Below are 14,964 nucleotides of genomic sequence, written 5' to 3' on the forward strand. Positions count from 1 at the left end.
GGGGATGGCCTTGCGGGACCAGGGGTAGGGCCGGGCCATGACCCAGCCGTTTGAACTCCCATCGTTCTACATGCCGTACGAGGCGAGCCTGAATCCCCATCTCGAACAGGCGCGTGTCCACTCCAGGGAGTGGGCCCGCGACATGGGGATGCTGGAAGGCTCCGGCATCTGGGAGCTGAGCGACCTCGACGCCCATGACTACGCCTTGCTCTGTTCCTACACCCACCCCGACTGCGACGGCCCCGCGCTGTCGCTGATCACCGACTGGTACGTATGGGTGTTCTTCTTCGACGACCACTTCCTGGAGACCTTCAAGCGCAGCCAGGACCGGGTCGGCGGCAAGGCGTACCTGGACCGTCTGCCCATGTTCATGCCGCTGGACCTGTCCACCCCCGTGCCCGAACCGACGAACCCCGTCGAGGCGGGCCTCGCGGATCTGTGGGCCCGTACGGTCCCGGCGATGTCACGTGAGTGGCGCGAACGGTTCGCGGTCAGTACGGAACATCTGCTCAACGAGTCGATCTGGGAACTCTCCAACATCAACGAGGGACGGGTCGCCAACCCCGTCGAGTACATCGAGATGCGCCGCAAGGTGGGCGGGGCGCCCTGGTCGGCGGGGCTCATCGAGTACGCGACCGCGGAGGTGCCCGCCGAAGTGGCCAGGTCGCGGCCATTGCGTGTCCTCATGGAGACGTTCTCCGACGGCGTCCATCTGCGCAACGACCTGTTCTCGTACCAGCGGGAGGTGGAGGACGAGGGCGAGCTCAGCAACGGTGTCCTCGTCCTGGAGACCTTCTTCGGCTGCACCACACAGCAGGCCGCCGACATGGTCAACGACATCCTCACCTCACGGCTGCACCAGTTCGAGCACACGGCCCTCACCGAGACACCCGCGATGTGCGTCCAGGAAGGGCTCGACCCGGCCCGGTGCGCCGCGGTCGCCGCCTATGTGAAGGGCCTCCAGGACTGGCAGTCCGGCGGCCATGAGTGGCATCTGCGCTCCAGCCGGTACATGAACCAGGGCGCGCTCGACGAGAAGGACTCCCCGCTCGGCGGCCCCACCGGCCTCGGCACCTCGGCGGCCCGTGTCGCGGACCTGCTGACGGCCGCGGGCACGGAACGCTTCCGCGCGCACACCCACGTACCCCATCAGCGGGTGGGGCCGTCCATCCTGCCGGACTTCCAACTCCCGTACCCCACCACCCTCAACCAGCATCTGCCCGCCGCCCGCGAGAACCTCGTGGACTGGTGCCACGCGATGGGCATCGTCCATGAGGGGGTGTGGGACGAGGCGGCGTTGCGCCGCTACGACCTGCCCCTGTGCTCCGCCGGACTCGACCCGTCCGGGACCCAGGCCGAGATCGACCTCAGCGCCGCCTGGCTGGCCTGGGGGACCTACGGCGACGACTGGTACCCGGTGGTCTACGGCCGCGCCCGCGACCTGGTAGGGGCCCAGGCGCTCACCGACCGGCTGAAGGCGCTGATGCCGGTCGACGGGCCCCTGCTCCCCGAGCCGGGTACGGAGCGGGACGTCCCGGCGGACCCCGGCGCCGCCGCACGGGAGACGCTCCGGGCCGCTTCCGGGGGCGGCGCCCCCGAGGCGCTCGCGGCCAGCGCCGGAGCCGCAGCGGGCGTGGCTGCGCAGAACGGACTGGAACGCGCCCTGGTGGACCTCTGGGCGCGGACCGCGGGTCCCATGGACCATGACTCGCGGGTGATGTTCCGCGACTCCGTCGAGGTCATGCTCGACTCCTGGATGTGGGAACTCATGAACCAGGCGCAGCACCGCATCCCCGACCCCGTGGACTACATCGAGATGCGGCGCGCGACGTTCGGCTCCGATCTGACGCTGAGCCTGTCGCGGATCGCCCATGGGAAAAAGGTTCCGCCGGAGATCTACGAGAGCGGCCCCATGCGTTCCCTGGAGAACGCGGCCATCGACTACGGCATGCTCATCAACGATGTCTTCTCGTACCAGAAGGAGATCGAGTACGAGGGTGAGGTGCACAACCTGATCCTGGTCGTCCAGAACTTCTTCGGCTGCGACTATCCGACCGCGCTCACGATCGTCCATGACCTGATGAACGGGCGGCTGCGCCAGTTCCAGCATGTCGCGGAGCACGAACTGCCGATCCTGTACGACGACTTCGACCTCGACGACGAGGTCCGGGAGATCCTCGCCGGGCATGTCAAGGAGCTGGAGAACTGGCTCGCGGGCATTCTGACCTGGCACTACGGCTGCCAGCGCTACTCGTCGCAGTACCTCTCGCACGGGGTGGGGACGCTGCGTCCGCCGGGCGCGGGCGCGTCCTCCGGTGAGCCGCGCGGAATCGTTCCCGCGAACCCGGGGCTGCCGTTCGCGTGGAAGGCGGCTACCCAGGCCATGGCCTTGTGACGGCCCGTCGGCCCGGCTGACCGCCGCGGCTGTCCGTGGCCCCGTGGTGTGCCGCGCACCCGTGCGGCACACCACGGAGGTGGCTTCACGGGACGCGTGCGGGTGATCCCGGCGGGCGCGCTCCTGTGGGTGCGAAGGGCCGGGGCGGGCGCCGTCCGGCGGTTCGTCCGACGGGTCGTGCGCGCCGCGCCGTCCACGTCGGGCGCGCGCCCCGCCGGGGGTGAGGCGGCCCGCCGACGGTCAGGCGGCCCTGAAGTGGGTCGTCAGCCGTCTCTCGTCGTCGAGCACATGGAAGGCGAAGCCGACGGGCGCGTCCAGATCGGCCGGGTCCTCGCCCTCCCAGGGCAACCGCAGCGTCCAGGTGACACCGGGGCCGACGATCAGCGGGCGGCCCGCGAACACCGAGGCGGCGGGGGAGTGCGCGTGGCCCGTGACGACCCCGGCGACCTCCGGCCGGTCCCGTATCAGCGCGGCCAACCGGGCCGGCCGGCGCAGGCCGAAGCCGTCCGGCAGCGGATGGTGCACCGCCACGGGCGGGTGGTGCAGCGCCAGCAGCACGGGTGTCTCACCGTCCAACTCGTCCAGGGTGTCCTCAAGCCAGGCGTAGGTGCCGCGACCCAGCTCCCCCTCGTCGGAGCCGGGAATGCTGGAGTCCAGCATCACGACCACGGCTTCGCCGACCCAGTAGGACCGGTTCACCGGATCGCTCGCGGGCGGCTCGCCCAGCAGCGCCTTGCGATAGGGCTCACGTCTGTCGTGGTTGCCCGGACACATCAGGACCGGGAAGGGCGGGTCCGGGTCATGGAGTCCCAGGATCCGTGCGGCTTCCTCGTACTCGGCCTCCGTACCGTGGTCGGTGATGTCCCCGGTGACCAGCAGCGCGTCCAGGGGCCCGGGCAGGGCGAGCAGTCGGCGCATGACCCGCTCCGCGCGCTCCGTCGCCCGCGCGGTCCCGTCCAGGTGCAGATCGCTGATCTGAGCCAGCACCACCATCGTCGTGGGCCCTCCCCCTCATGGGCTGCCCGTCCCCGATGCCGGGAGCAGCTCCGATCTAATGGTTGAAGCGCATACAAGCATTACCTGGAGCAGGGTTGCAAGCCATGGGAGCGGGACGGAGCGGAGGACGCGCGCGGGGTGGGGCGCGGTTCCGAACCCGCCTGTCCGAACCCACTGTTCCCCTGTCGCCGCGCGGCGAATCCCGCTCGCGTGGGCCCCGCCGTACGGGCAGGATGCTGCCCAGGGGCCGCCGAGGCTCCACAGCGGTGACCCGGGCCCGCCGCCGCGGCGGCGTTCCGGGCCGCGCGCCCGACGGGACGGAGACCTTGATGACCACCACCCCCGATCCGTTCACGGTGGACGACTACCGGGCCCGGATGGACCGGGCCGCGCGGGCCGCGGCCGACGCGGGTCTCGCCGGGATCGTCGTGGCCCCGGGACCGGACCTGGTGTGGCTCACCGGATACCGGCCCACGGCCGTCACCGAACGCCTCACCGCGCTCGTCCTCGCGCCCGGCCGCGACCCCGTCCTCGTCGTCCCGACCCTGGAGGCCCCCGACGCGGCCAGGTCCGTCGGAGCCCCCGCGCTCACCCTGCGCGACTGGACCGACGGCAAGGACCCCTACGACGTGACAGCGCCCCTGCTCGACCCCCGGGGCCGCTTCGGTATCAGCGACAACGCCTGGTCCATGCATCTGCTCGGTCTCCAAAGCACCCTGCCCGACACCTCCTACGTCTCGCTCACGCGCTCCCTGCCGATGCTGCGCGCGGTCAAGGACACGGCCGAACTGGAACGTCTCACAGCGGCCGGAGCCGCCGCTGACGCAACGTACGAGGCGATCAGAGAAGTTCCCTTCGCCGGGCGGAAGGAGACGGACGTCGCCGGTGATCTGGCGGATCTGCTGCGGCACTTCGGACACGAACAGGTGGACTTCACCGTCGTCGGCTCCGGACCCAACGGCGCCGATCCGCACCATGAGGCGGACGACCGGGTCATCCGGCAGGGGGACATGGTCGTCCTCGACTTCGGCGGTCTGAAACACGGCTACGGGTCCGACACCTCCCGCACCGTCCACGTCGGCGACCCGGGCGCCGTCGAACAGACCGTCCACGACATCGTCCGCGCCGCTCAGGAGGCGGGATTCCAGGCCGTGCGCCCCGGAGTGGCGTGCCAGGAGATCGACCGCGCGGCACGCGCGTACATCACCGACGCGGGATACGGCGACTTCTTCATCCACCGCACGGGCCACGGCATCGGGGTCACCACGCATGAACCGCCCTACATGATCGAGGGCGAGGAGCAGCCCCTGGTTCCCGGGATGTGCTTCTCCGTGGAGCCGGGCATCTACCTCCCGGGGCGATTCGGCGTCAGGATCGAGGACATCGTGACCGTCACCGAGGACGGCGGTCGACGACTCAACGACACCGCGCGCGAGATGGCCATCGTGCACTGACCGCGTGACGGACCGGCCCTGGGAACGAGAGATGAAGCAGCCTCCCATCGACAAACGGACCCGCGCCACCGCGGACCCGCGCACCGGTGAAGAGCCGCCGGGTGACCACACCTCACCCCTCACCGGAACACGACCAGGTCACCCCCGACGTCCGACCGACGACACGGTGCGGCGCATCGCCCGCGCCGCCCTGCGCACCGGCGCGGACACCGCCACCCCCGGTGCCGCCCACCGGCAGGAATCCCCGACCGCTACATCCGCCCCGTCCGCGACCACCCCGTCCGCGACCGCCACCCCGGCCCGCATCCCGCGCGCGGACGACGGCCCGCGGGTCCGTCCCGTGGCCGAGGGCGGGGAGCACTGGAGCTGGTGGGTCGGCGCCCGTCATGTGCTGCGCATGGCCCCCGACCGGGAGGTCTCCGCGCGGCTGCGCCGGGAGATCCGGCTGCGGGACCTGGTCCGCCGGCATGTCGCCGTACCCGTGCCCGTCAGCGCCGCCACCGGGATCTGGGCCGAGGCCCATGTGTACACACTCGATCAGCGGCTGTTCGGTGAATCCGGTGAGGACGTGAGCGTCTCGGCGGTGGGGGAGCCGGATCTCGCGGCGCTGCTCACCGGGCTGCGCGAGGTGCCCGTCGCGGACGCCGCCGCGCTCGGGGTGCCGCGTACCCCGCCGCGCTCCCTGGACGACCTGCGCACGGCCGCGCGCCACGCCGCCCGGCAACTCGTCCCGGACCGTGAGTTCGACGCGGGGAAGCTCGCCCGGCTCACGCCCCGCGCGGTCGTGGAGCTCGCCCCACGTGCCGCCGCCGTGGTGGTGCACGGTGACCTCAAGGGCGAGCATCTGCGGATCAGCGCGGACGGCCGGGTACGCGGGGTCCTGGACTGGGCGGACGCCCTCATCGGCGACCCGGCCGAGGACATCCGCGGCCTCGCCCTGTCGGTGGGCGCCCCGGCCGCGGTCCGTGCGGCGACCCTCGCCGGATACAGCCCCCGTGAGTGCCTGCGCGGACTGTGGCTCGCCCGGTGCGACACCTTGATCCTGCTGGCCGAACGCCTGCACGGGACGGACGACAGCCCGCTGCCGCTGCTGCGGTCGCAACTCGCGCGCGCCTGGGAGGCGATCCTGCTGGAGCGGCTCAGCGAGGACGACGGGTAGCGGTCGACGGTCGCCGGCGGCTGACGGGGGGTGACGGTCGGCGCGCGACGAGCGACGGGCGGCGGGCGGATGGCGGCCCGTCGGCCGTCCGGGGACCCGGCGAACCACCCGCGCCGCCGACCCCGCCCCGGCCCGCCCCTACCCGGCCCGGTGCCGCTCCGCCGAGCGGGCGGGCCGACACCGGGCCGCCGCCGACCCGTTGGGCCCGTACGGGCCCTCGGCGGCCCCTGGGGCGGCCGAGGCGTCAGTCCCGGGCGTCCTTGTCCCGGAACTGCTCCAGGACGTCGTACGGGTACGGCAGGGGCCGCTTACCGGCCTCGGTGAGCCGGGACTCCTGCTCGGCGGACAGCTCCCAGCCCACCGCGCCGAGGTTGTCGGTGAGCTGTTCGACCGTGCGGGCGCCGATGATCGGCGCCGTGACCCCCGGGCGCTGGAGCAGCCAGCGCAGCGCCACCTGCGCCGGGGTGCGTCCCGTCTCCTCGGCCACCGCGAGGACCGCGTCGACGACCCGCCAGGTGTCCTCGGTGTCCCTGTCCCGCCAGGTCTCCCGCCCATGGTCCCGCTCGGCACCGGCCTCCCGGGACCCGGTGGGCGCCGAGGACATCCCCCGGGTGTACTTGCCCGTCAGCCAGCCGCCCTGGAGCGGGCTCCACGGGATGACCCCGACCCCCTCGGCGCGGCTCAGCGGAAGGAGTTCCCACTCCGTCTCACGTGCCAGCAGGTTGTACAGCGGCTGAAGGCACACATAGCGCTCCCAGCCACCCGCGCGGGACACGTCCAGCGACTTCTGGAGCTGCGCCGCGGACAGATTGCTTGCGCCGATGTAGCGGACCTTGCCGGCGGTCACGAGTGTGTCCAGGGTGGACAGGGTCTCCTCGATCGGCGTGGACGCGTCCCACACATGCGTCTGATAGAGGTCGATGTGGTCCGTGCCGAGCCGCCGCAGGCTCGCGTCGACCGCCGACAGGATGTGCTTGCGTCCGAGCCCGCCCGCGTTCGGTGCCTCGCCCATGGTGCCGAACACCTTGGTCGCGATGACCAGCTCGTCACGGCGCCGGTCCTTGAGCCACCGTCCCAGGATCTCCTCGGACACGCCCTTGCCGTACACGTCGGCCGTGTCGACGAACGTGCCGCCCGCCTCCACGAACGTGTCGAGCATGCGGTGCGAGGCCGGTTCGTCGGCCCCGCCGCCGAAGGTCATCGCGCCGAGGCACAGCTCGCTGACGCGCAGTCCCGTACCGCCCAGAAATCGCTGTCGCATGGTGTGTCTCCTCCAGATCGGTTCGTGGCGAAGGCTAGGAGCTGGAGTGCGCTCCAACGCAAGTGGACGGTCGAGGGGACGGCGAGGGAGACGGGCGGGATCGGGCGGGGAGGCGGTACGGGCTCCAGGGCCGTCAGGGCTGGACGAGCACCGCGCAGGACTCGGCGGGCACGGTGAGCAGTCCGTCGGTACCGGGCCCGGACACGGGCTCCCAGGCCGCCACCGCGCGCGCGGGGCGGGGCCCCAGCCCGATGACGGCCGGTCGCTCGGAGACGTTGACGACGATCCGCAGATCACCGCGCCGCACCATCAGCCACCGGGCCGTCCGGTCGTACGTGACCCGTACCGCCGTCAGGTCCGTGCTCGCGAGATCGGGGTGGGTCCGGCGCAGCGCGATCAGCTCGCGGTACCAGGCCAGCACGCGCGCGTGGGGCTCGCGCCCCGGCTCCGACCAGTCCAGACAGGACCGCTCACGCGTCGCCGGGTCCTGGGGGTCGGGCACGTCCCGCGCGGCCCAGCCGTGGTCGGTGAACTCCCGCCTCCTGCCCTGCCGTACCGCCTCGGCCAGCTCCGGGTCCGTGTGGTCGGTGAAGAACTGCCAGGGGGTGCCCGCCGCCCATTCCTCGCCCATGAACAGCATCGGGGTGAACGGCGCGGTCAGCACCAGCGCGGCCACGCAGGCCAGGAGCCCGGGGGACAGGGACGCCGACAGCCGGTCGCCCTGGGCACGGTTGCCGATCTGGTCATGGGTCTGCGCGTAGCCCAGCAGCCGATGGCCGGACACCCGCCCCCGGTCCAGGGGACGGCCGTGCCGGCGGCCCCGGAACGACGAGTACGTGCCGTCATGGAAGAAGCCGCCCGTGAGGGTCTTCGCGAGAGCGGCGAACGGGTCCTCGGCGAAGTCGGCGTAGTAACCGCCTGACTCACCCGTGAAGGCGGTGTGCAGCGCGTGATGGAAGTCGTCGTTCCACTGCGCGTGCAGCCCGAGGCCGTTCTCCTTGCGGGGGGTGATGAGCCGGGGGTCACCGAGGTCCGACTCGGCGATCAGGAACAGGGGCCTGCCCAGCTCGCCGGAGAGCGTGTCGACGGCCTCCGACAGCTCCTCCAGGAACGTGTGGGCGCGGGTGTCCCGCAGCGCGTGCACGGCGTCCAGCCGCAGCCCGTCCAGACCGAACTCGCGCAGCCAGGCCAGCGCGCTGTCCCGCAGATACGCGCGTACCTCGTCCGAGCCGGGGGCGTCCAGATTGACCGCGGCGCCCCAGGGGGTGTGATGGGTGTCCGTGAAGTACGGTCCGAACGCGGGCAGATGATTGCCCGACGGCCCCAGATGGTTGTGCACCACGTCGAGCACCACACCGAGCCCCAGCGCGTGCGCCCGGTCCACGAAGCGCCTCAGCCCCGCCGGGCCGCCGTACGGTTCGTGCACCGCCCACGGCGACACACCCTCGTAGCCCCACCCATGCCGCCCCGGGAAGGGGCACACCGGCAGCAGCTCCACATGGGTGACGCCGAGTTCCGCGAGATGGCCGAGCCGGTCGGCCGCCGCGTCGAAGGTGCCCTCAGGGGTGTACGTGCCCACATGCAGCTCGTACAGGACGGCGCCGGGCAGCCCCCGCCCCGGCCATGGGGTACCCCGGACCTGTCCGTCCGGGACGACGACCGCGCTGAGCCCGTCCGGGCCGTCCGGCTGCCGCCGGGAACGCGGATCGGGCAGCACGGGGCCGCCGTCCAGCCGGAAGCCGTACCGGGTGCCGTCCACGGCCTCGGCGTCCCCCGTCCACCACCCCGCGCGGTCCGGGGCGCGTGACAACGCGCGCGTGCCGCCCTCCACCTCAAGGGCCACCTCTCCGGCTTCCGGTGCCCACACCTCGAACTGCACGGACGGTTCCCCTCGTCGTCGGACGGCGGACTACGAAACCATCGTGCGGCACCAGGGCCGCGACCGGTCGATCCGCCACGGCCGGCGTGCTCCCCACCGCGTGGGAGCCGGGCGGACGACGGCCCGCGCGCGGGTGCCCCCGCCGGTACGTCCGCCCGGACGCCACCGGGGACCGGCGGCGGTGCCGTGTGTCCGTGCCTGGTCACAGGACCGTCGTCGTGGTGGACACCTCGGGTCGCGTTGTCCGACAATCGGATCTGTGACGTCGTCCTCCGAGTTCTCCACGTATCCCGCGCGGATCTCCGACGCGGACCGCGACAGAGCGCTCACCGCCCTGCGGGACGGTGTCGCGGAGGGCAGGCTGTCGCAGGACACCTACATCCGGCGCATGGAACTCGCCCTCGTGGCGCGGCGGCCCGACGAACTCGCGGTACTGACCGCCGATCTGCGGTCCGAGGGCCGCTGGTCGCGCGTGGTGCTCGGCGGGGTCGCGGCGGCCTCCGGCTTCCCCGGGCGGCTGCGCCGGGCCTGGCAGGGCGAGCGGCTGCCGAAGCTGCTCCTGCCGGGGCACACCGCCACGTCCCCGCTGCGTATCGGCAGGGACCCCGGCAACGGGCTGCGGCTCAACCACGAGACGGTGTCCCGGGTGCACGCCGAACTGTCCCGGCAGAGCGGTCTGTGGGTGCTGCGCGACCTGGGGTCGACCAACGGCACCTCCGTGAACGGACGGCGGGTCGTGGGCGCCGCGGTGGTACGCGACGGTGACCACATCGGCTTCGGCAACGTGACGTACCGCCTCACCGCTTCCTGACCCCCGGTCGTACCCGGCCGCTACCGGACCGGGGCCCGGCCCCGACCTCGTACGGACACCCGGCCCCTCCGCCGCCGGGCCCGCCCCGGACGCCCAGGACCCCCGCCGCGGACCGCGTCTCACCCGCCGCCCTCGGCGGAGTCCCGCAGCAGCAACGCGACCGGCAGGTCCGCGAACAGATCCCGCGTCAGCACCTGGCCGGTGAACTCCCGCCCAGGAGTGAGCAGATCGCGCCACACCCCGTCCGGCAGGGGCAACCCGGTGCCGCCCCAGCCGCCCGCGTCGAGCAGCCGTGCGGAAAGCCGCGTGACGGCCACCAGGGCCGCCTCGGGGCCCCCGCCGCGCCGCACATGGGCGACGACATGCTCCGCGGCGCTCCCCGAGGCATACAGCGGCGTGTACGAGGCCGCCTCGCCGAACACCCCGGGCAGGCGGCGGCGCAGACGCAGCGCCGTGGCGGTGAGCGCGGCCTTCTCGGCGGACGGGTCCGGCCCCGCGACAGCGGCCCCCGGCGCGGGAAGGTCCTCGGGCCGGAAGCGGACGGGCCGCCGGTTGTCGGGGTCCACCAGCGCCAGGTACTCCGCCTCGGTGCCCTGGTACACATCGGGAACCCCGGGCATCGTCAACTGGAGCAGGACCGCACCCAGGACGTTCGCCCGCACATGGGGCCGCAGTCCGGCCAGGAACTCCGTCACCCTCTCCAGGGGAGCCCCGCCGGGACCCGCGGCGACGAAGTCCGTCACGGACCGCTCGTAGTCCGCGTCCGGCTCCGTCCACGAGGTACGCAGCCCCGCCTCGCGCACATGCTTGAGCAGGGCCCCCTCCAGCCGTCCCGCGCCCGGGAAGCCGATCCCCACCACCGACTGCCAGGCCGCCCAGGCGACGAGCGGATCGGGCGCCGGGACGCCCCCGGGACGCGCGGTACGTTCCGTCAGGTCGGCGAGGAGGGCGGCCCACCGTTCGGGGACCTCGGTGAGGACGGCGATCCTCGCCCGTACGTCCGCGCTGCGCTTGGTGTCGTGGGTGGACAGCACCGTCCCCGTCAGCGGCCAGTCGCGCTGCACGCGCGCGCAGTGCCGGTGGAAGTCGTCGGCCGACGACGCGGGAGCGCCGGGAGCACCGCCCACCTCGGTGGCGGACAGCAGGGGCGCGTACCGGTAGAAGGCGGTGTCCTCGACGGACTTGGCGTGCGCAGCGGACGCCGTCTGCGCGAACCTCGCGCGGAACGCGTCCACCTCCGCCCCCCGGCCCCGCTCCCCGGTCAGCAGGCCCCGTACGGCGTCGACGGCGGTGGCCTCCTCGGGCACGGTGTACACGCTCCTGGCGTCCCGCGCGGCCTCCTCGGTCAGCACCTGTGCCGCGTCCCCGGGGCCGTACGGGCGGTACACCCGCAGCCGGACCAGCAGCTCGCGGATCGCCGTGCGCAGCGCCCAGGGCGCGTGATCGCGCAGTGCCGGGTCCGCGGCGCACAGCCGGTGGCACGCGCGCGTGAGGCGCTCCACCTCGGCGGCCAGCTCATGGGTGACGACCCGGTAGGCGGCCCGCCGCACGGTGTCCGGCCAGCGGCCGCCCCGGTCGGCGGGCAGGCCGGTGAAGTCCCGGTACTGTCGGCGGAGTTCGGCCGCGCCCGCCGGGTCGGTGAACAGCCCGTCCACCCGCCGCAGCGCGTCGTACCCGGTGGTCCCCGCCACCGGCCAGGAGGCGGGCAGCACCTCCCCGTCGGTGAGGATCTTCTCCACGACCGTCCAGCGGCCACCGGTGGCCGCGTGGAGCCGCCGCAGATAGCCGCCCGGGTCGGCCAGCCCGTCCGGGTGGTCGACCCGCAGTCCCTCCAGGACCCCCTCCCGCAGCAGGTCCAGCACCTTGGCGTGGGTCGCGTGGAACACCTCCGGGTCCTCGACCCGTAGCCCGATCAGTTCCGGGACGGTGAAGAAACGCCGGTAGTTCAGCTCCGTACGGGCCAGCCGCCACCAGCCGAGGCGGTACCACTGGGCGTCCAGCAGCCGCTCGACGGGCAGCCCCTCGGTGCCGGCCCGCAGCGGGAACGTGTGCTCGTGATAGCGCAGGACGTCCCCGTCGACCCGGAGCGCGCCGGGTTCCATGCCGATCCGGTGGGCCAGCACGGGCAGCAGCACCCGCCCTCCGTGGGCGTCCCAGTCGATGTCGAACCAGCGCGCGTAGGGCGACCCCGGGCCGTCGCGCAGCACCTCCCACCAGGAGCGGTTCCACCGGGGCGCGGCGGCCATGTGGTTGGGCACGATGTCCGCGATCAGCCCCAGCCCGTGCCGCCGCGCGGTACCCGCCAGCGCCCGCAGCCCTTCCTCGCCGCCCAACTCGTCACGCACGCGCGCGTGGTCCACCACGTCGTAGCCGTGGGTGGAACCCGGTACGGCCTCCAGGACGGGCGACAGATGCAGATGGGACACGCCGAGCCCGGCGAGATGGGGCACGGCCGCCTCCGCCGCGGCGAACGGGAAGTCCGGCTGGAGCTGAAGACGGTACGTGGCGGTCGGCGGCGCGGGAATCCATGGCTCGGCGGGCTCAGGTGTCATGCGACGGTACGTACCCGGACGGACGCCCTTCCTGTCACCGTCGGCAGCAGGTGGCGCAGTCCGGGCCGCGAACCGTACGTCCGGGCCCGGGAGGCCCCGGGGACACCGCCCGTACGGGGCGGAGCCGTGCCGGGGCCTTCAGGGGCGGTCACCGGCTCCGCCGCCGCACTCACGTCGGCCGTTGGAGTACCGCCATGCTGTGGTCCACCAGGGTGATCCGGTCCCCGGCGGTCACCTTGGCCGCGCCGCCCGGCGGCACGCCCTCCGGGCAGGCCGTGTCCACCACGATCCGCCACTGATGGCCGTGGTCGAGCGGGACGACGAAGTCCAGCGTCTCGGGGGAGGCGTTGAACATCAGCAGGAACGAATCGTCCTTGACGCGCTCCCCGCGCGGTCCGGGCTCCGAGATCGCGTTGCCGTTCAGGAACACGGTCAGCGCCCTGGCCTGGGCCGCGCTCCAGTCCCGTTGCCGCATCTGACCACCCTCCGGGGTGAACCAGGCGATGTCGGACAGTTCGTCGGGGGTGCCCCGGAGCGTGCGGCCCTGGAAGAACCGCCGTCTGCGGAAGACGGGGTGGTCCCGGCGCAGCCACACCATCGACCGGGTGAACGCCAGATGCCGGGCCGCCACCGAGTCCTCGACGGGTTCCTCCGCCACGTCACCGGCGGCCCGTCCGTCCGGCGCCGTGCCGGGCCAGCGCACCCAGGAGACCGTGTTGTCCTGGCAGTAGGCGTTGTTGTTGCCGCCCTGGGTACGGGCGAACTCGTCGCCGTGGCTGAGCATCGGCACACCCTGGGACAGCAGGAGGGTGGCGGTGAGGTTGCGCATCTGGCGCTGCCGCAGTTCCCGTACCGCCGGATCGTCCGTCGGGCCCTCCGCGCCGCAGTTCCAGGAGCGGTTGTGGTTCTCGCCGTCGCGGTTGTCCTCGCCGTTGTCCTCGTTGTGCTTCTCGTCGTAGGCGACCAGGTCGTGCATGGTGAAGCCGTCGTGGCAGGTGACGAAGTTGATCGAGGCCAGCGGGCGGCGGCCGTCGTCCTGATAGAGGTCCGAGGAACCGGTCAGCCGGGACGCGAACTCCGCGAGCGTTCGGGGCTCACCGCGCCACAGGTCGCGGACCGTGTCCCGGTACTTGCCGTTCCACTCCGTCCACAGCGGGGGGAAGTTCCCCACCTGGTAGCCGCCCTCGCCCACGTCCCACGGCTCGGCGATCAGCTTGGCCTGGGAGACCACCGGGTCCTGCTGGACCAGGTCGAAGAACGAGGACAGCCGGTCCACCTCGTGGAACTGCCGGGCGAGGGTCGCCGCCAGGTCGAAGCGGAAGCCGTCGACATGCATCTCCGTGACCCAGTACCGCAGTGAGTCCATGATCAGTTGCAGCACGTGCGGGGACCGCATCAACAGGGAGTTCCCCGTGCCGGTGGTGTCCATGTAGTGCCGTGGACTGTCCGCCAGCCGGTAATAGGACGCGTTGTCCAGCCCCCGGAAGGACAGGGTCGGGCCCAGATGGTTCCCCTCCGCGGTGTGGTTGTAGACCACGTCGAGGATCACCTCGATGCCCGCCTTGTGGAGGGCCCGGACCGCCGATTTGAACTCCAGGACCTGCTGGCCCCGGTCCCCCCACGACGCGTACGCGTTGTGGGGGGCGAAGAAGCCGATGGTGTTGTACCCCCAGTAGTTGTTCAGCCCCATGTCGACCAGCCGGTGGTCGTCGACGAACTGGTGCACCGGCATCAGCTCCAGCGCGGTCACCCCGAGCTCGGTGAGGTGTTCGAGGACCGCCGGGTGCGCCAGCGCCGCGTAGGTGCCGCGCAGCTCGGCGGGCAGCGCCGGATGGGTCATCGTCAGGCCCTTCACATGGGCCTCGTAGATCACCGTGCGGTGGTAGTCGGTGCGCGGGGGCCGGTCGTCGCCCCAGTCGAAGTAGGGGTTCACCACCACCGACGCCATGGTGTGCGGCCCCGAGTCCATGTCGTTGCGCCGTTCGGGCGAGCCGAAGTGGTAGCCGTACACCTCCTCGCCCCAGTCGACGGCGCCGCTCACCGCGCGCGCGTACGGGTCGAGGAGGAGCTTCGCCGCGTTGCAGCGCATCCCCCGTTCGGGCGCGTACGGACCGTGCACACGGAAGCCGTAGCGCTGTCCCGGCATCACACCGGGCAGATAGGCGTGCCGGACGAACGCGTCCGTCTCGCGCAGCTCCGTGCGTGTCTCCGAGCCGTCGTCGTGCAGCAGACACAGTTCGATGCGGTGGGCGGCCTCCGAGAAGACCGCGAAGTTGGTGCCGGCGCCGTCGTACGTGGCACCCAGCGGATACGCCTGTCCGGGCCAGACCTGCATGGATGAGACTCTTCCGTTCCAGGCCCTTGTCCCTGGGGCCACTGCGGGCAGAGTCTTCCCGAAACCGAGGCAACCTCCTAGGACTTCGGTCCGTCCTACCGGGTGACCGCATACCCGGTATG

9 protein-coding genes are annotated in these 14,964 nt (G+C 72.5%); 4 read left to right on the forward strand and 5 right to left on the reverse strand.

Annotated features, from left to right (window positions below):
• The first annotated feature begins 37 nt into the window (after window positions 1–37).
• Window positions 38–2,395 (forward strand): terpene synthase family protein, encoded by a 2,358-nt coding sequence (locus AB852_RS40860; protein WP_245876824.1) that lies wholly within the window; start codon window positions 38–40, stop codon window positions 2,393–2,395.
• A 240-nt stretch (window positions 2,396–2,635) separates the two neighbouring features.
• Here the strand turns inward: AB852_RS40860 and AB852_RS18525 are convergent, their stop codons facing one another.
• A complete protein-coding gene (locus tag AB852_RS18525; RefSeq protein WP_073789719.1) occupies window positions 2,636–3,388 on the reverse strand; it encodes a metallophosphoesterase in 753 nt (250 codons plus the stop codon).
• A 332-nt stretch (window positions 3,389–3,720) separates the two neighbouring features.
• Here AB852_RS18525 and AB852_RS18530 point away from each other — a divergent pair, with 332 nt between their 5' ends.
• Window positions 3,721–4,845, forward strand: coding sequence for an aminopeptidase P family protein (locus AB852_RS18530; RefSeq protein WP_073789721.1), 1,125 nt, complete (start codon window positions 3,721–3,723; stop codon window positions 4,843–4,845).
• Window positions 4,846–4,876: 31 nt separating this feature from the next.
• Window positions 4,877–6,004 (forward strand): phosphotransferase, encoded by a 1,128-nt coding sequence (locus AB852_RS18535; protein ID WP_079184743.1) that lies wholly within the window; start codon window positions 4,877–4,879, stop codon window positions 6,002–6,004.
• Window positions 6,005–6,248: 244 nt separating this feature from the next.
• Here the strand turns inward: AB852_RS18535 and AB852_RS18540 are convergent, their stop codons facing one another.
• Window positions 6,249–7,265, reverse strand: a complete 1,017-nt coding sequence (locus tag AB852_RS18540; protein WP_073789723.1) for an aldo/keto reductase — start codon at window positions 7,263–7,265, stop codon at window positions 6,249–6,251.
• Between the two features lie 133 nt (window positions 7,266–7,398).
• Complete coding sequence (treZ, locus tag AB852_RS18545; RefSeq protein ID WP_073789725.1) at window positions 7,399–9,144, reverse strand: malto-oligosyltrehalose trehalohydrolase; 1,746 nt, start codon at window positions 9,142–9,144, stop codon at window positions 7,399–7,401.
• Between the two features lie 259 nt (window positions 9,145–9,403).
• On the opposite strand from treZ, the gene AB852_RS18550 reads away from it, so the two are divergent.
• The gene (locus tag AB852_RS18550; protein ID WP_073789727.1) at window positions 9,404–9,955 is read left to right on the forward strand and encodes an FHA domain-containing protein; all 552 of its coding nucleotides are present in this window, start codon (window positions 9,404–9,406) and stop codon (window positions 9,953–9,955) included.
• 119 nt (window positions 9,956–10,074) lie between these two features.
• Here AB852_RS18550 and treY read toward each other — a convergent pair whose 3' ends face one another.
• Together treY and glgX are read right to left on the reverse strand one after the other, a co-directional pair.
• Complete coding sequence (gene treY / locus AB852_RS18555; protein WP_073789729.1) at window positions 10,075–12,507, reverse strand: malto-oligosyltrehalose synthase; 2,433 nt, start codon at window positions 12,505–12,507, stop codon at window positions 10,075–10,077.
• A 169-nt stretch (window positions 12,508–12,676) separates the two neighbouring features.
• Window positions 12,677–14,842, reverse strand: a complete 2,166-nt coding sequence (gene glgX, locus AB852_RS18560) for a glycogen debranching protein GlgX (protein WP_073789731.1) — start codon at window positions 14,840–14,842, stop codon at window positions 12,677–12,679.
• Between the last annotated feature and the right edge of the window lie 122 nt (window positions 14,843–14,964).

The organism is Streptomyces uncialis (assembly GCF_001905345.1).
Classification (GTDB): domain Bacteria; phylum Actinomycetota; class Actinomycetes; order Streptomycetales; family Streptomycetaceae; genus Streptomyces; species Streptomyces uncialis.